16 protein-coding genes are annotated in these 16,450 nt (G+C 66.8%); 4 read left to right on the forward strand and 12 right to left on the reverse strand.

Features of this window, described 5'->3' with window-relative positions:
• Window positions 1-187: 187 nt before the first annotated feature.
• The 8 genes from sucD to JHC81_RS05660 form a co-directional block, all read right to left on the reverse strand.
• The gene (sucD, locus tag JHC81_RS05625) at window positions 188-1,090 is read right to left on the reverse strand and encodes a succinate--CoA ligase subunit alpha (RefSeq protein WP_292171812.1); all 903 of its coding nucleotides are present in this window, start codon (window positions 1,088-1,090) and stop codon (window positions 188-190) included.
• Window positions 1,091-1,111: 21 nt separating this feature from the next.
• Window positions 1,112-1,534, reverse strand: coding sequence for a PIN domain-containing protein (locus JHC81_RS05630; protein WP_292171815.1), 423 nt, complete (start codon window positions 1,532-1,534; stop codon window positions 1,112-1,114).
• A complete protein-coding gene (locus JHC81_RS05635; protein ID WP_292171817.1) occupies window positions 1,518-1,778 on the reverse strand; it encodes a DUF6364 family protein in 261 nt (86 codons plus the stop codon). The genes JHC81_RS05630 and JHC81_RS05635 overlap by 17 nt, the downstream gene beginning before the upstream one ends.
• A 48-nt stretch (window positions 1,779-1,826) precedes the next feature.
• Entirely contained in the window at window positions 1,827-2,432 is a 606-nt protein-coding gene (locus tag JHC81_RS05640) for a hypothetical protein (protein WP_292171818.1), read from the reverse strand.
• A gap of 235 nt (window positions 2,433-2,667) precedes the next feature.
• Window positions 2,668-3,258 (reverse strand): hypothetical protein, encoded by a 591-nt coding sequence (locus JHC81_RS05645; RefSeq protein ID WP_292171820.1) that lies wholly within the window; start codon window positions 3,256-3,258, stop codon window positions 2,668-2,670.
• On the reverse strand, window positions 3,258-4,448 hold the full coding sequence (gene sucC, locus JHC81_RS05650; protein WP_292171823.1) for an ADP-forming succinate--CoA ligase subunit beta: 1,191 nt from the start codon (window positions 4,446-4,448) through the stop codon (window positions 3,258-3,260). The genes JHC81_RS05645 and sucC overlap by 1 nt, the downstream gene beginning before the upstream one ends.
• Window positions 4,449-4,677: 229 nt before the next feature.
• On the reverse strand, window positions 4,678-6,216 hold the full coding sequence (locus JHC81_RS05655) for an MFS transporter (RefSeq protein WP_292171825.1): 1,539 nt from the start codon (window positions 6,214-6,216) through the stop codon (window positions 4,678-4,680).
• Between the two features lie 117 nt (window positions 6,217-6,333).
• Window positions 6,334-8,604: a TonB-dependent receptor gene (locus tag JHC81_RS05660; protein ID WP_292171828.1), complete on the reverse strand. Its 2,271-nt coding sequence runs from the start codon at window positions 8,602-8,604 to the stop codon at window positions 6,334-6,336.
• 179 nt (window positions 8,605-8,783) lie between these two features.
• On the opposite strand from JHC81_RS05660, the gene JHC81_RS05665 reads away from it, so the two are divergent.
• Window positions 8,784-9,506 carry a TetR/AcrR family transcriptional regulator gene (locus tag JHC81_RS05665; protein ID WP_292171830.1) on the forward strand — a complete coding sequence of 241 codons (723 nt, stop codon included), beginning with the start codon at window positions 8,784-8,786 and terminating at the stop codon, window positions 9,504-9,506.
• On the opposite strand, the gene JHC81_RS05670 is transcribed toward JHC81_RS05665, so the two are convergent.
• Window positions 9,493-9,909 (reverse strand): DUF2141 domain-containing protein, encoded by a 417-nt coding sequence (locus tag JHC81_RS05670; RefSeq protein WP_292171833.1) that lies wholly within the window; start codon window positions 9,907-9,909, stop codon window positions 9,493-9,495. The two genes, JHC81_RS05665 and JHC81_RS05670, sit on opposite strands and share 14 nt — an antisense overlap.
• Before the next feature lie 56 nt (window positions 9,910-9,965).
• On the opposite strand from JHC81_RS05670, the gene JHC81_RS05675 reads away from it, so the two are divergent.
• Window positions 9,966-10,745: a LytTR family DNA-binding domain-containing protein gene (locus tag JHC81_RS05675; RefSeq protein WP_292171835.1), complete on the forward strand. Its 780-nt coding sequence runs from the start codon at window positions 9,966-9,968 to the stop codon at window positions 10,743-10,745.
• On the opposite strand, the gene JHC81_RS05680 is transcribed toward JHC81_RS05675, so the two are convergent.
• The 3 genes from JHC81_RS05680 to JHC81_RS05690 form a co-directional block, all read right to left on the reverse strand.
• Window positions 10,742-12,220 carry a carotenoid oxygenase family protein gene (locus tag JHC81_RS05680; RefSeq protein ID WP_292171838.1) on the reverse strand — a complete coding sequence of 493 codons (1,479 nt, stop codon included), beginning with the start codon at window positions 12,218-12,220 and terminating at the stop codon, window positions 10,742-10,744. The genes JHC81_RS05675 and JHC81_RS05680 overlap by 4 nt on opposite strands.
• A gap of 51 nt (window positions 12,221-12,271) precedes the next feature.
• On the reverse strand, window positions 12,272-12,694 hold the full coding sequence (locus JHC81_RS05685; protein WP_292171841.1) for a DUF2141 domain-containing protein: 423 nt from the start codon (window positions 12,692-12,694) through the stop codon (window positions 12,272-12,274).
• A 173-nt stretch (window positions 12,695-12,867) separates the two neighbouring features.
• A complete protein-coding gene (locus tag JHC81_RS05690) occupies window positions 12,868-14,136 on the reverse strand; it encodes a YihY/virulence factor BrkB family protein (RefSeq protein WP_292171848.1) in 1,269 nt (422 codons plus the stop codon).
• 83 nt (window positions 14,137-14,219) lie between these two features.
• Here JHC81_RS05690 and prmC point away from each other — a divergent pair, with 83 nt between their 5' ends.
• Both prmC and JHC81_RS05700 read left to right on the forward strand, forming a co-directional pair.
• On the forward strand, window positions 14,220-15,113 hold the full coding sequence (gene prmC, locus JHC81_RS05695) for a peptide chain release factor N(5)-glutamine methyltransferase (protein WP_292171851.1): 894 nt from the start codon (window positions 14,220-14,222) through the stop codon (window positions 15,111-15,113).
• 310 nt (window positions 15,114-15,423) lie between these two features.
• Window positions 15,424-16,398, forward strand: a complete 975-nt coding sequence (locus JHC81_RS05700; protein WP_292171853.1) for a DUF4167 domain-containing protein — start codon at window positions 15,424-15,426, stop codon at window positions 16,396-16,398.
• Window positions 16,399-16,450: the final 52 nt, after the last annotated feature.

Here is a 16,450-nt window from a genome sequence, read left to right on the forward strand (position 1 = left end):
GTTCGTCTCGTCGTCCCTTCGGGCCCCACGGTCACAACCGCGTGAAGCCAGCGCACTGCATATAGGCGCTGTTTCCTGACGGGTCATGACCGAATGGGGGCAAACCGGCATGAATTTGGTCGCAGCCCCAAAGAAAAACGCCCCCGACCTTGGTCGAGGGCGTCCTCAGATGAACCGGACTGGCCGTTCAGCCCTTCAGCACTTCCACCAGCGTCTTGCCCAGGCGGGCGGGCGACGGCGAGACGCGGATGCCCGCCGCCTCCATGGCCGCGATCTTGCTCTCAGCATCGCCCTTGCCGCCCGAAACGATGGCACCGGCGTGGCCCATGGTGCGACCAGCCGGGGCCGTGCGGCCCGCGATGAAGCCGGCCATGGGCTTGGAGCGGCCCTTCTTCGCTTCGTCGATCAGGAACTGGGCGGCGTCTTCCTCGGCCCCGCCACCGATTTCGCCGATCATGATGATGGAGTGGGTCTCCGGATCGGCCAGGAACAGTTCCAGCACGTCGATGAATTCGGTGCCCTTGACCGGGTCGCCGCCGATGCCGACGGCCGTGGTCTGGCCCAGGCCCTCGTTGGTGGTCTGGAACACCGCCTCATAGGTCAGGGTGCCGGACCGCGAGACGATGCCGACATTGCCCTTGGAGAAGATGCTGCCCGGCATGATGCCGATCTTGCACTCGTTGGGCGTCAGGATGCCGGGGCAGTTGGGGCCCAGCAGGCGCGACTTGGAGTTCTCGAGGCGGCGCTTGACCTTGACCATGTCCATCACCGGAATGCCCTCGGTGATGCAGGTGATGAAGGGGATCTCGGCCTCGATGGCCTCGATGATGGCGTCGGCCGCGCCCGACGGCGGCACATAGATGACCGAGGCGTCGGCACCGATCGCGTCCTTGGCTTCAGCGACCGAGGCATAGATCGGCAAGGTTTCGCCGTGGCTGCCCGTCCAGGTCTGGCCGCCCTTGGTCGGGTGCACGCCGCCAACCATCTGGGTGCCGTGATAGGCCAGCGCCTGTTCGGTATGGAAACCACCCGTCTTGCCGGTCAGGCCCTGGACGATAATCTTAGTGTTCTTGTCGACGAGGATGGACATGGCGGCTCGCTCTTCTGTGCTTCAGGCGGGGAGGAAGGGGTTTACGACGCGGACGGACCCATAGGTCTGGCCGTGATTCAGATCTTCGGAATAGACGGTCTTGGCCCCCAGCCGCTCAGCGGCGGCGATGATGGCCCCGTCCCAATAGGACAGCTGATAGCGGCGGGCGTGATCGATGCCGGCGCGCACGACAGTAAAATCGACTGGCTGAAATGCCTTCTTCGACAACCGCATGACCCACTCCCTTGCTTCATCGGCAGTTAGGGGGACGGAGCCCTTGCGCTGGGCATTGACATAGAATTCGGCCAGCACCTGCCCCGACGTACCGAACCGCGTCGTCAGCAGTTCGACCGCCCGCTCGTATTTCACGGGCTCATCGACCGAGCCTAGCGCGGCGTAGATCAGAATGTTGGTGTCAAGGAAGACCTCAGTATTCGCGATCAAACCGAGGATCCCCGCTGTAAATTTCTTCCCGGGGGCCAGGTCGCCAATCGCCCATGCGGCCCTTGCTCTCGCGCGCCAGCTTCAGCAGCGCCTCGGTCGCCTCGTCGTGCTCGACTTCCTGCTCGACGATCCGGGCTAGGAACCCGCGCACCATCTCGTTGACGCTGGTCCGCTTCATGGCCGCCAGCACCCGCACCTTGTCCAGCAGGTCGTCGTCGATGGCGAGGGTGAGGTTTCGGGTCACGCCCCAAATCTACACGGGTTATGTGGAGCACACAATCCGTGGACAATCCTATTGCTTGGGACGCATATACATCATCATCGTCCCGCCATCGAACTCGTCGCTCTCATCATTGATCAAGATCATGTGCAGGTTGCCCAGATAGGCCGATTGCGCCACGGCCGCATCGGATGGGCGCACAGGCGTGCGCACCCCGCCCTGCTGGCTGAAGGCGTAGCCTGCCATTCCGTCCTGCGTGAGTGCGCGATGCATGTCCATGCCGACCCACTGACGCAGCAGGGGGCGAGGATCAGGGGTAAGCGGTGCCTTCGTTTCAAAATTTCCGCCCATCACGGCACAGACATTCATGGCCAGGCCTGCTTCCTCAAAGGACTGGGTCGCGGTTCCCACCATCAGCAGACTGATCGCCCCGTCGTCCTCCGCGTTCATCAGGACCGTTACGGTGTCAAAAGGGCTGTCTGGGTCGCCAGCAAAAGCATCTCCCGGTATCTCGGCCCAGCCTGCCGAACGGCCCATGGTGAGTGCGCGCGCCCCGTCTCCTTGACCTTCGCCGCATAGCGTTTTGAAGTGGCCGAAAAGGGCTGACTGCTCCTGCGCTACCGCCGACGTGGCCATCAGTGACAGAGCCGCGACCGAAGCCGCCAGAAATCGAACCATGAAACCCCCTCCAGCTGACGTCTGTCGTCAGCGATAATGCCTGGATATCAGGGATTGCAGACGGCGCTACGTCAACGCAAGGCGAAACGCATCTCGCTGCATTGACGCCTGGTCACGTCATAGCCGTCAGCACCCCCACCATGTCCAGCAGGTCGTCGTCGATGGCGAGGGTCAGGTTTCGGTCACGGCAATAATCTGCCGGGTTACGTCGAGCGCACAATCCGTGCGCGGCGCTCTAGTCGATGCGCGGCAGGATGTAGAGCAAGGTCGAGCCTCGACCTGTCCGATCCAGGGCGATCAGGCGCATCTGCCCTGTACCGGCCATATCGAGGAACTGGGCGTCGCTCAGGCTGCGTGACGGTGCGCGGCCTTCCGGCGTCTGAAGCCAGGCGTAGGCCTCCAGCCCCATGCCACGAACGGGCGCAAAACCCATGACCTGGCGCAGGCGGGCATCCACCGCGCTGTGGTCGGCCGGCTGGGCGCTGACGCCACAGAACTCCATCACCACCGTCTCCCCACCGAGGCGCCGCGTCATGGTCCCGACCATCACCAGGCTGACATCCGTGGCATTGGTGCGCATGAAGCCTGCGCGATCCGAGCTGTTGCGCATGCGTGGCACCATGCTTTCCGGCACGGGTGCAAAGCCCTGCGCCTGGGCCAGGCTAGACACCTGCCCCCGGTCGCCCTGGGCCGCGACGCAAATGCCGTCAAGCGCCGCGATCAGGTCGGTCGGTGCCGGCGCGGCCTGATCCTGAGCCAGCGCCGTTGCGGACGACGCCGAAAGGGCAAGCCCGAAGAGGACCGCTCGGCGCAGGCTGGCGAACATCAGCCGACTGCCGCCACGATCTTCTGTGCCGCGTCGTCGAGGTCGTCAGCGGAGGTGATCGCCAGGCCGCTCTCGTTCAGGATCTTCTTGCCCAGCTCGACATTGGTGCCTTCCAGGCGGACGACCAGCGGCACCTTCAGGCCCACTTCCTTGACGGCCGCGACCACGCCCTCGGCGATGACGTCGCACTTCATGATGCCGCCGAAGATGTTGACCAGGATGCCCTGGACGGCCGGGTCGGCGGTGATGATCTTGAAGGCCGCCGCGACCTTCTCCTTGCCGGCGCCGCCGCCGACGTCGCAGAAGTTGGCCGGCTCCTTGCCGTACAGCTTGATGATGTCCATCGTCGCCATGGCCAGGCCTGCGCCGTTGACCATGCAGCCGATGTTGCCGTCCAGGGCGACATAGGCCAGGTCCCACTCGGACGCCTCGATCTCCTTGGCGTCTTCCTCGGTCTCGTCGCGCAGGGCCTTGATGTCCTCGTGGCGGAACAGGGCGTTGCCGTCGAAGCTGACCTTGGCGTCCAGCACGCGCAGGTGGCCGTCCTTCATGACGATCAGCGGGTTTACCTCCAGCATCGCCATGTCGGTCTCGACGAAGGCCTTGTACAGGATGGGGAACAGGCGCTTGCCGTCCTCGGCCGCATCGCCGGTCAAGCCATAGGCGGCGTTGATGGTGGCGACGTCGGCCTCGGTCACGCCGGTTTCCGGGTCGATGACCACGGTCTGGATCTTTTCGGGCGTGTCATGGGCGACGGCCTCGATGTCCATGCCGCCCTCGGTCGAGACGACAAAGGCCACGCGGCCATGCTCGCGATCGACCAGCAGCGAACAGTACAGCTCGCGCTCGATGTCGGCACCGTCCTCGATGTAGAGGCGGTTGACCTGTTTCCCCGCGTCGCCGGTCTGGGCGGTGACCAGGGTGTTCCCCAGCATTTCCTTCGCATGGGACACGGCTTCCTCGACCGAGAAGGCCAGGCGCACGCCGCCCTTGGCGTCGGGGCCCAGTTCCTTGAACTTGCCCTTGCCGCGCCCACCGGCGTGGATCTGGGACTTCACGACATACAGGGGACCCGGCAGGGACTTCGCCGCCGCCTCGACCTCATCGACCGAGGTCACGGCCACGCCCGCCGCGACCGGCGCGCCAAAGCCCTTGAGAACCTGCTTGGCCTGATATTCGTGAATGTTCATGGGAGACCGCCGGACTGGGGAGGAGAGTTGCGGCGCTTATAGGCGTGGGGCCTCGACCGGCGCAACCGTCTCCCTCCCCCTGCGGGGGAGGGGGCTCGCGCAGCGAGCGGGTGGGGAGGGCTCGGCGACAAGGACGCAGTCGGAGCATGGTTTGCCCTGGTCCTCCCCACCCGGTCTTCGCTCCGCTTCGACCACCCTCCCCCGAGGGGAAGGGAGAACACCTTGGGCCTTAGTCCACCCAGTCCTTCTTCAGCGTCCGCGACGCGCCGATCAGCAGGATGGACGCCAGCACATAGAAGCCCATGCCGGTGTAGATGGCCCAGCGCAGGCTTTCGTCACCGAAGCGCGGTGCCAGAAGATCGCTCATCCAGCCGAAATAGAAGAAGCCGACCGCGATCCCCAGAAGGTTGTTGAGCAGCAGGAACAGGGCCGAGGCGGTGGTGCGCATGGCCGGTGGCACCAGATGCTGGACCGAGGCCGTGATCGGCCCCAGCCAGGACAGGTTCAGCCCCGTCGGGATCAGGAAGATCAGGAAGGCCATGGTCAGGCCCCAGGCCTTGTCCGCCCCCGGCATGACCTGTTCGATCACCCAGGCCGAATTCATCGCCAGGATGAAGCACGGGGCCGAGATCAGAAAGGCGATGGCGGGCACCAGCGGATAGGCGCCCTTGCCGCGCTTGGCCAGCTTGTCGGCGATCATCCCACCGCCCCAGATGCCCGCAATGCCGCCGATCAGGGCGATGCCGGAATAGTACCAGGACACCTCCGTCAGCGTCATCTCGAAGCTGCGGATGAAGAACAGCGGCAGCCAGCCCGCGATGCCATAACCGCAGACCGAGGAGGATGCCGCCCCCAGCGCCAGCAGCCAGAAGCTCTTCTTGGGCACGACGACCGAGGCCGTGGCGCGTGCGATAAACAGGGAAATGCCGATCACCCCGGCCAGCAGAGCCCCGAATCCGGCGGTCAGGCCTGCGGAGACCGCTCCGGCGCTGATCGCCTGGACCAGGCCGGTGGCGGCGGCGATGGCGGCCACGACCATCATGACGATGGCGGTGATAGTCCCGACCCGCGATGTGCCATGCAGCGCTCCGGGGCGAGCGGGGGCGACGGGCGGCGGAGGTGCGATCCGCGCCGCGTCCTGCCCCCCGCGCGGCGGGTCCTTGACCGTCATGCGCAACAGCGGCGCGACCAGCAGGCCCAGCAGGCCGACGACGATGAAGGCCGTCTGCCAGCCATAGGCCGCGGCCAGCAGACCGCCGACCAACGTCCCTGCCGCCGTGCCCAGCGGGATTCCGAAGGCGAAGGCGGCGAGCGCCCGCGCCCTCTGATGCGGCGGGAAATAGTCGGCGACCAGCGAATAGGCCGGGGCCACGCCGCCCGCCTCGCCGACACCCACGCCCATGCGATAGAGGAACAGCTGGCCGAACGATCCGGCCACGCCGCACAGGGCCGTGAAACCGCTCCACACCGCCAGCGCCCCGGTCATGATCCACACCCGGCTGTAGCGATCGGCCAGCCAGGCCAGCGGAATGGCCAGGGTCGAATAGACCGAGGCGAAGGCGATACCGCCCAGCAAGCCGAATTGGCTGTCCGACATGTTGAAATGCGCCTTCAGCGGCGCGGCCAGGATGCCGATGATCTGGCGATCCACGAAGTTCAGCATGTAGACCAGGATCAGGATCGCCAGCACATAGAAGCGATAGCCGGTCGAGGGCACCGGGGCCTCTGGCGTCCCGGGAGATGCGGCGGCGACGTCCGTGGTGCTCATGGCGTTTCCTTCGATGTCTTCTTGTTCTTGATCGAACCGTAGCGGCACCGTTGGCCACCGCAACGAAAAAGGGCGGCGGCCCTTTCGAACCGCCGCCCTGATCGGAAAAGCCGGACCCTAGTAGCGGGCCGACAGCTTGATCATCACCGTCTGGGGCGCACCGTAGTAGGCGGTGCGGATGTTGCCGACGGACGAGAACTCCTGCGCGTCTGTCCGGTAGACCTCGTTCAGGATGTTCTGGCCATAGACGCCGACCGTGTAGCGGCCCGAGACGTCGGTCCAGGCCACGCGGGCGTCGAACAGCCAGTAGTCGTCCTGGAACATGCCGGGCAGTTCGACCGCGCTGTTCACCGGGGTGTTGTCGACGGCCAGGGCCATGCGGCTGCGGTATTTGGCGACACCACCAAAGGTGACCTCGCCGCCGCCGTTCGGAACCTCGGCGACATATTGCAGGCCATAGCGGGCGGTGACGCGCGGCGAGAAGGCCGGTTCCTGGAAGGCGCGGCTGCCGCCGAAGGCCGTGAAGCGGGCGTCGGCGAACTCGTCATACTCGGCGTCCAGCAGGCCGATCTGGGTGTCGAACGTCAGGTTCGGCGTGATGGCGAAGGTGCCCTCGATCTCGAGACCCGAGATGTTCAGGGCTCCGGCGTTGATGACGCTCAGCACGGGGGCCGGCAGTTCGGTGATCGGGTCGATGTCCAGGCCCGACACGCGGGCCTGGAAATCCTTGTACTCGGTTGTGAAGGCCGCCACGTTCAGGCGCAGACGGCTGTCATAGCCCGTGGCCTTGAAGCCGATCTCGTAGCTGTCGGCCGTTTCCGGATCGTAGCGCGTCGCCTCGGCCGCCGAGTTGGCCCGGCCGTTGTAGCCGCCCGACTTGAAGCCTTGCGAGAAGCGGCCGTACAGCATGACCTGATCGGTCAGCTGATAGTCGATCGACGCCATGTAGGAGGTGTCTTCAAAGCTGGCTTCCGGCGGCGCGAACGGGAAGGTCGCATTGAAGGCGGGCAGGGCGCTGAAGAAGGTCGACGTCGTGCGACGATAGTCCTTGTCCTCTTCCGTGTAGCGGATGCCGCCCGAAATCCGCAGGGCATCGGTCAGGGCATAGCTGACATTGCCGTAGGCGGCCTTGGAGGTCGTCTCCAGGGTGTCATCGACGGTACGCAGGAAGCCGGAGTTCAGGAACAGCGGCCCCAGCAGGTCGTCGGCATAGGCCTCCTGATGCGAATCGATGTTTTCGCGCAGGTAATACAGGCCACCGACGGCGGTCAGCGGACCGGAATCGTAGGTCAGCTGCAGTTCCTGGCTGAACTGGTCCTGATCCACGGCGACCAGGGCGCTGGACACCTCGCGCGGCGTCGCGTCGAAATCGATGTAGTCGTCGGTGTTCAGCCGACGATAGGCCGTGATCGACTTCAGGGTCAGGGCGTCGCTGAAGTCGTAGCCGACGTTCAGGGCGATACCGCGCGATTCCAGGCGTGTCTCATTGGGCAGGGTCGGATCGACCACCGTCTGGAACTGATAGCGAGGCAGGGGCGAGGGCACAGTCACGATGGTCTGGCCGCTGGAGCCCACCAGATTGTTGGTGTTCTGGCCGACCGTCAGGCCCGCATCGTCCGTCGAATAGTCCGCCGTCAGATCGACCCGCAGGTTGGACATCGGGTCCCAGGCCAGGGTGGCACGCACGGCCTGGGTGTTCTTGTCGTTGTATTCCTCGCCCGTGACCGGGTTGGAGACATAGCCGCCGCGCTCTGAGTGCAAGGCCGAAATGCCGAAGGCCAGCGTATCGCCGATCGGGCCGGAGACGGCACCCTGAACGTCGATCATGTCATAGCTGCCGTAGGCGACCGAGCCGCGCGCGCGGAAGGTCTGCCCCGGCCGGCGCGACACCAGACGCAGCGCGCCACCGATGGTGTTCTTGCCGTACAGCGTGCCCTGCGGCCCCCGCAGAACCTCGATCCGCTCCAGGTCCAGCAGGTCGAACTGCGTCCCGCGAATGCGGCTGTAGTAGACGTCGTCGACATAGACGCCGACCGCAGGGTCGAAGGTCTGCAGGGCGTCGGGCTGGCCGATACCGCGGATATAGATGTTGGTGGCGTTCGACGAGCCACGGCCTTGCACGAGGTTCAGGTTGGGCACCGAGCCCTGCAGGTCGGTGACCTGGGTCGCGCCCGTCCGCTCCAGCGTCTCGCCCGAGAAGGCCGAGACGGCCAGCGGCGTGCGTTGCAGCGATTCACTGGTGCGCCGCGCGGTGACGACGATGTCTTCCAGACCCGCCGCCTGGTCCTGCGGAGCCGTCGCGACGGGTGCCTCCTGTGCCAGGGCCAGCCCCGACAATGCAGTCCATGCGGCACCGGCCAGCAGTGCGGTCTTTACGTAGCGATTCATGATGAGCCCCAATCCTGATGTTTCGTCCCGGACGCTTATTTATTCAGCGTTCAATGATTTTCGGTGAACGTAACCGGTTTCCGCCCGCTGTCAAACGGTGGCGCTTACCCTGGGTCATGTGCGCGCCCGACTGTGGCCCCGTTGCCATGACCGGCGGATGAGGCCTAAGCCTTGCCGTCATGACCCGGTCCGTCGCCAAATCCGCTTCCGATGCCAGTGCCGCGCCTGCCCGGCGCGGCCGCCCCCGCAAGGCGTCGGAGGCTGGCCTTGCCGACACGCGCGATCTGATCCTGGACGCGGCCGAGGATCTGTTTTCCAAACACGGCTTCTATGGCGTCACCATCCGCGAGGTGGCGCGCGAGGCGGGCGTGGATACCGCCCTGATCCACTATTATTTCACGGCCAAGCGCGGCCTGTTCGACGCCGTATTCCTGCGCCGGGCCGAGGTCTGGAACAATGAGCGGGTCGACGCCATCAACCGCTATGCGACCGAGAACGCCGGCACGATGACGCTGGAGGGATTGCTCGAGGCCTTCCTGCGCCCGCCGTTCCAGTGGTCCTTGAAGGGCGGACCGGGGTGGAAGCACTATTCGGCCCTGGTGGCCCAGACCAATGCCAATCCGGCCTTCGGGGGCGAGACCATGGCTCGCTATTTCGACCCGGCGATCCATCGTCTGATCGAACTGATCCGAAAGGTCCTGCCGGGCGCGCGAGAGGTCGATCTGTACTGGGCCTGGCACAACCTGTCGGGCGCCCTGACCCTGACGCTGGGTGAGACCGGGCGGCTGGATCGGCTGTCCAACGGTCTGTGTCGCTCCGGCGATCTGGAGACGGCGTCCGACTATATGGTGCGGTTCGCGGCGGCCGGATTTCGCGCGGTCTGCACCCCTAGCGAAGCGTGATCGACTGCCGCGCGCCCGTCGCCGGCAGGTCGAAGGCGGCGGCATCGAACGACGGCGGCCCGAACCGCCCCCTCGCATTGCGCGAAAAGCCGTAGGCCTCCTTGGGCAGGCCGACGGGCCAGGTCGACAGCCGTCCGTTTCCGTCGGTGTCATGGAAGACCGCCACGACATAGCGCCCGGGCTCCAGGTCCGTCAGGGTCGTGGTCGTCACCGGCCCCGTGCGATCCACCATGACGGTGCGCACCGCTCCGGCGTTACGCCTCAGGCTCTCGGCGTCGCGATACAGGGCGATGGCGATCTTGCCGCCCGAGGCCTGCGTCGTCAGCGACAGGGTCAGGTCGCCGGCCGTCGCGGCACCCGCACCGAACAGGAGGGCGGCCACGGCCATCGATAGCGTCTTCATCCCGGCTCCGTTTCGTGGTCTCAAGGGGCGGACAGTTGCGGGGAGCTCCTTACAGCATGGCCGAGACGTCCGCGACGCACGATGTCGTGCGCATCGCCATCGACAAGCGTCTGATGCGCGGCATCGGCGTGGCCCTGGCGGCCGGGGTCGTTTTGGCCCTGACCGGGGCGTTCGGCATGGACGATGCGCCGATGACGATCCGTCTGATCTACTGGCTGATCGTCATGCTGATCGGATCGGTGTGGGGGCATGTGTGCTCACGCGGAGTCGAGCGGTTCGTCGACCTGGACTCGCGTCCCTGGCTGGGCGTGCTGGTGCTGACCCTGGTGATCTCAGGCCCGCTGTCGGTCATGGTCTGGGCCGCGACGGCCCTGATGTTCTCGGGCGCGCGTTCGATCGATATCGCCGACCTGCCGCTGTTTCTGTTTCCGGTGACCCTGGTCACGGCGGTGCTCAGCGCCTTGAACATCTTCCTCCAGCGCAAGCCGGTCCATACCCATGCCGCCCCCATTGGCACCGCCCCCGCCCGCTTTCCCGACCGCCTGCCGATGAAGCTGAAGGGCGCGACCATCCATGCCGTCGAGTCCGAGGACCATTATCTGCGCATCCATACCGACCGCGGCTCGGACCTGATCCTGATGCGGCTGTCCGACGCCCTGATCGAGCTGGAAGGTCTGGAGGGGGCCCAGACGCATCGCGGCTGGTGGGTCGCACGCGACGCCGTGCGCGGGGTCAGCCGGGGCGACGGCCGCGCCACCCTGACGCTGGAGGGCGACATCGAGGCGCCCGTCAGTCGCCGCTATGCCAGGGCCCTGCGCGACGCCGGCTGGTACTAGGCCCAGCATCCGTGGAAGCCGGCGGGCAGGGCCACCTCAGCCCGCCAGGTGCAGACCGGCCCGTCAGAGACATGCGCCGCCTCGAACACATGCAGTTCCGTCACCCCGCGACGCAGATTGATCGACGGCGCGACCAGCCAGGCCTCGCGCTCGGCTGAGCGCCCCGGCTTGGGCACGAAGACCGCCTCCTCCATGATCTGGCCGTCGCCGAATTCGAACGCATCCGACCGCCCCGTCTGCCAGTCATGCACGGCCAGTCCGGTGGGCAGCGGCCGCCCGCCGCGCTCGCCCGCGACATGGACGGTCAGGCGGCGTTCCAAGCCGGCCCGGCGCGGATCGCCCTTGGGAAACTCCGCCGTCACGCCCGACTTGACCATCTCGGCCCGGCCGTCAGTGTGCAGGGTGATGAGCGACAGCTGGGCCGGCTCGCCCGGCACCGTGCCGCGCCCCTCGACCAGCACGCGGGCACCCTCGACCGCAAAGGCCACGTCCTTGCCCGCCGCCAGGTCGAACTGGATGGCCCCGTCCGCCCGCTCCCAGGCATCGCCCAGATGGAAAAAGCTGAAGGTCGGCAGCTCATAGATGCGGCGGCGGCTCAGATCGGCCTTGTCCACCACCATCACCTGGGTCCCCATGTCGGCGTGCCAGGCGAACTGGCTGGCATAGGGCATGCCCGCACGGTCGAAGACCCAGGGCTGCATGACGATGATCAGATGCCGCGCCGTGGCGGTGAAGTCGTGCATATAGCTGGCGCGCGGCAGCTGGATCACCTGGGCGTCCCGCAGGCTGCGATCGGCGTTCAGATGCCAGACCACGGCCTTGTCGCCGTTCATGCCGATGTTCCAGATGGTGCCGTCCGGTGCGTTACGGGGATGGGCCTGGAACGGCATGCCCTTCAGATCGTCCCTCAGGGTCACGAAACCGCCGGTCGACAGGTCCGACCCCGACATTTCCAGCGGTGAGCCCCCTTCCCACAGGGCCCAGACCTTGTCGCCCGCCGTCATCACCGCCGTATTGGCCGCATTGGCGTCGTCGTTGGAGCCGATGCGGGCGCGGGCGTCGCCTGCGGTGCCGAAGCCCGGGGTGACCACGGCGTCGATCTCAGTCTCGTACCGTCGCTTGGGCGTATCGGCGAACCGGGCTTGCAGTGTCGCCTGGCCACCGTCGATGCGGAAGGCGCGCATCAGGCCGTCGCCGTCGAACCAGTGGGTCGCGCTGCCGCCCGCCCTGCGGAACTTGCCCGGCCCATTGCGGAACAGGGTGCCCATCAGGTCCGCAGGTGCCCGACCCCGTACCAGGCTCAGGGCGCGCGGCGCGACGTCCGCCTCCAGGTCCGCCGTCGCCAGGGCCCAGTCGGCACTCCCCGCCTCGGCACTGCCCTGCATCGCGGCCATCGCGCGCACCGTCTCCGGCGTGACCACGGCAGCCGACAGGGCGGCGGCTCCCATCATGAAGGTGCGGCGAGAAGCGAGCATTGCGGACCTCGAAAGGAAGAGAGGAGAAGGGGACGGGCGACAGGTCGCGGCCTATTTGATCGCGATCGTCTGAGCTGTGGCTCCACTCACGGCGAAATGCGCGCGATCCCATCCGGCCGGGCCCATGTTGCCGCGGGCATTGTTGGAAAAGGCATAGGGCTCGACCGGCATGCCGAAGGGGTTGGTGTCCATCCGGCCATTACCGTTGACGTCGTGGAACGCCTTCACCGCATAGTCACCGGCGGGCAGGTTCTCGAACACCGCCACAACCGGACCTGAGGCGGGGAGCGCTTTGGACGCGACCGGTGCCCCGCCCGAATAGGCCGCCTCGGCATCGTAGAGCGAGATCATCACCGTGCCGGTGTTCGCCCCGGTCTCGAACGTCAGGGTCAGGGTGTCACCGGCGGGTTCGGCCGAGGCGGCGCTGGCTGCCAGCATCAGGGCGAAGGCGGTGGTTGCGGCGAAACGGATCATGGCGGGCATCCTGTCGATGGAGAGACCCGACCACCGGGCCTTTCGATGACCAGACCGTGCCGCCGACGGTCCGCTGCCGCCACGCCGTTTGCGGGTTTGCCCGCCGCGCCTTCGCCACTGACCACGGGTGTTCGTTCACGAAACGCGAACGGACGGGCCCCGCCACGCCTTGCCTAGGTGTCGACGCCCGTATCGCGCCGAACCTTGCGCTTCAGCACCCGGTCGGCCATCGCCTCGGCATGCTTCAGGGTGAAGGCCAGAGCCGCCGGATTGCCCCGTCGCGGGCCGACGGAATCCGCCATGACCGCTCCCCGCTCGCCCAAGGGCGCGGGCTCGCCCGTCGTGGTGTCCAGCGCGGTCTGATGCTCGATCTCCGCATTGACCTTGGCCCCCATCAGGATGATCTGCACCGACAGCCAGGTCCACAGCAGGAAGCCCATGATGGCCGCCAGAGGCCCATACGAATCGGTGCGGACAAAGTTGGTCAGGTACCAGCTGAACACGAATGATAGTGCCACGCTGAGCACGGCGGCGAACACGGCACCTGGTGTCAGCCAGCGCCACCTTGCCCGCGCCCGGCACGGCCCGGTCCGATAGATCAGGGTCAGCGCCGCCGCATAGCCGACGAACAGCAGCGGCCACCTAAGCGGAGCCAGATAGGCCCACTCGTCCGCCAGTCCGAACAGGGCCAGAAAGATCGGCACCCCGACCACCAGACCCGCGCTGATCATGACGGCCAGCAGGCCGGACACGGTGAAGGCCATGCACAGCAGGTTGTAGGTGACGATGTTGCGCTTCTCGACCTCGTGATAGGCTAGGTTCAGGCCGTAGAAGAGCGTCTTGATCCCGTTGTTGGCGATCCACAGCGACAGCGCCAGGGTCCACACCAGGGTGAAGGTCAGCTGGCTGTTGGAGTTACCCGCCAGCCGCGCCATCTCGTCCCCCAGGAACTGGATCACATTGGCGGGCAGGAAGGCGTAGAGAAAGCTCAGCCGCCCCCAGGCATCCGCCGGATCGGCGAACAGCCCATAGATGGTCACGAAGGCCGCCAGCGTCGGGAACAGCGACAGCAGGATGAAGAAGGTCACGCCCCCGGCGACGAAGCCGACGCGATCGCCGAAATAGCCCATGGCCACGCGCCAGGCGATGTCGATCCAGCCCTTGCGCGGGATGTGATGCGGGTGTTCGGCCAGCCGCCCCCGACCGGGCTCCTTGGCATCGAAGTCATGCGGCTGCGGCGGGGCGGGTGGCAGGATTTCGGGCCGCTCGGGGCGCAGTTCCACACCGAACTTGTGTCCGCGCGTATAGAGCAGATGCGCCGCCCCGGCCCCCGCCGCCAGACCGCCCGCGACCGACGCCAGCAGACGCCAGACGCCCAGACCCTGTCCCGGACCTGTCCCGTCATCGGGATGGGCGGTCGATCGGTCCGGCTTTCTGGTCATCCCGCGCACAACGATCCATCCTGCAGGCGCGTTCCTGCACCCTGCGCTTGATATTCCCTCAAACCCGCGCCAAGGCCAGCGTCATGACCGATACATCCTCTTCTCCCACCCTGGTCACCGCCTGGAAGGCCGCGACGGCGCGGCTGAAGGCCGGCCAGATCGACAGCCCTTCAATCGACGCCCGACTGTTGCTGGAGGTCGCGACCGGCGCGGGCCGGGCCGACATCCTGACCGATCCCTATCGCGCGCTGACGCCGGATCAGCAGGCCACCCTCGACGGCTATGTCGAGCGCCGCCTGAGACGCGAGCCCGTGTCGCGCATCCTGGGCAAGAAGGGCTTCTGGAAGATCATGCTGAACGTCACCCCCGACGTCCTCAGCCCGCGCCCGGACACCGAAGCCATCTTGGACGTCGTCATGCTGGCGTTTGCGCCCCATCAGGCCTTCACCATGATCGACCTGGGCACCGGCTCGGGGGCCATCCTTCTGGCCACCCTGGCCGAACGGGCGGGGGCCCGGGGCGTCGGCACCGACATCTCGTTCGAGGCCCTGGCCGTCGCTCGCGACAATGCCGCCAGCCTGGATCTGGATGGTCGCTGCGACTTCCTGCGTACCGAATGGGCGGCGGGCATGGCGGACCACAGCTTCGATCTGGTCGTCTCCAACCCGCCCTACATCCCGTCGGACGACATCGACGGCCTGGACCCCGAGGTCCGCGATCACGACCCCCGCCTGGCCCTAGACGGCGGCCCCGACGGGCTTCAGGCCTACCGGGACCTGGCCCCCGAGATCCAGCGCATCCTCAAGCCCGGCGGCATCTTCGCGGTCGAGATCGGCTGGGACCAGGGCCCGCAGGTCAAGGCCCTGTTCGAGGCGCAGGGGTTCGCCGACGTCATCGTGGTCAAGGACCTGTCCGATCGCGACCGCGTCGTCACCAACGGCCCCGACCCCCGGACCAATCCCATTCCGAAGATGTAGCTTCGGTCGAAAGGTCCGTTGCGATTAGCCCTTGGAAACGCCACGATCCCGCGCTACATCATTCTTGTCTCCCACCCAAAACGCACGCCTTGGACCGCTTCTGGCCCAGTCTCGCGCGTCCGGGCATGTGAAGGTCGGGCCGGTCGCCCGGCGCACCACGGGCGGCAACGGATTTCCGATCACATCGTCAGCGGGGATTGGCCCCGCACGAAACGGAAGACGACCCCGGACGGCGATAGGCTGCATCATCTTGCAGGCCCGCCCTCCCTCACGAAAAGCACGGTAAGCTCCGATGAGAGATTTCAAGGGCATGAAGCGTCAACGCGGACGCAACAGAAAGCCCGGCCAGGGCGGCGGCAACAACCACGCCAACGCCACCAACCCCAATCGGTCCTGGGACTCGCAAGGGCCCGAGAACATCAAGGTGCGGGGCAATGCCCAGACCGTCTATGAACGCTACATGCAGCTGGCGCGCGATGCGTCGGCTGGCGGCGACCGCGTTCTGGCCGAGAACTATACCCAGCACGCCGAACACTATTTCCGCGTCTTGCGCGCGCTTCAGCCGTCGCGCCCCGTGTCCGAGATCGCCCAGCGCGAACTGGCCGGCCAGGGCTTCGACATCGACTTCGAGGACGAAACAGGCGCCCAGGCCGCCGCCATCATGGCCGCCGAAAAGGCCGAGGCCGACCGCGTCGCCGCCGCCGAGGCTCGTCAGCGCGAACACGAAGAGCGCCAGGCCGAACGCCAGGCCCAGGGCGGCGACCAGCCCCGCCGCGAATGGCGCGACCGTCCCGAGCGGAACGACCGCCCCGATCGCTATGACGACCGCGAGCCGCGCGAACCCCGCGCCGAGGGCGAGGGCCAATCCGGAGAGGCCCGCGAAGGCGGCCGTCGCGAAACCCGTCGTGAACGCTGGGAGCGTCGCCGTGCCGAAAACGGTGGTCGTCGCTTCGAGAACGATGGCGAGGGCGTCGGTGCCGAAACGGCCTCCGACGATCAGCGGCAGGCCGTCGAAGCCGTCGATGCGACCCCCGCGCCCGCAGCGGAATCCCATGAAGCCGGCGAGCGCCCGGCCCGTGCCGAGCGTCGCCCCCGTCGCGACGCGCCGCAGGCCCGCGACGATCAGGCTGATGATGCGCCGTCGGCCCTGCCCGGTTTCCTGACCCGCTCCACGGCCCCTGCCGCGCCTGTGGTCGAGGCCGCGGACGAGACCGCCACCGAGGCTCCGGCCCCGAAACGCCGTGCCCCGCGTCGCAAGGTCGAGGCGGTCCCGACCGAAGACTAGCGCCAACCACGCACCACCTCAGGTCGCATTTTCACGATCGCTCAATCTATTC

Origin of the sequence: Brevundimonas sp. (genome assembly GCF_016463295.1) — a bacterium.
Lineage (GTDB): Bacteria > Pseudomonadota > Alphaproteobacteria > Caulobacterales > Caulobacteraceae > Brevundimonas.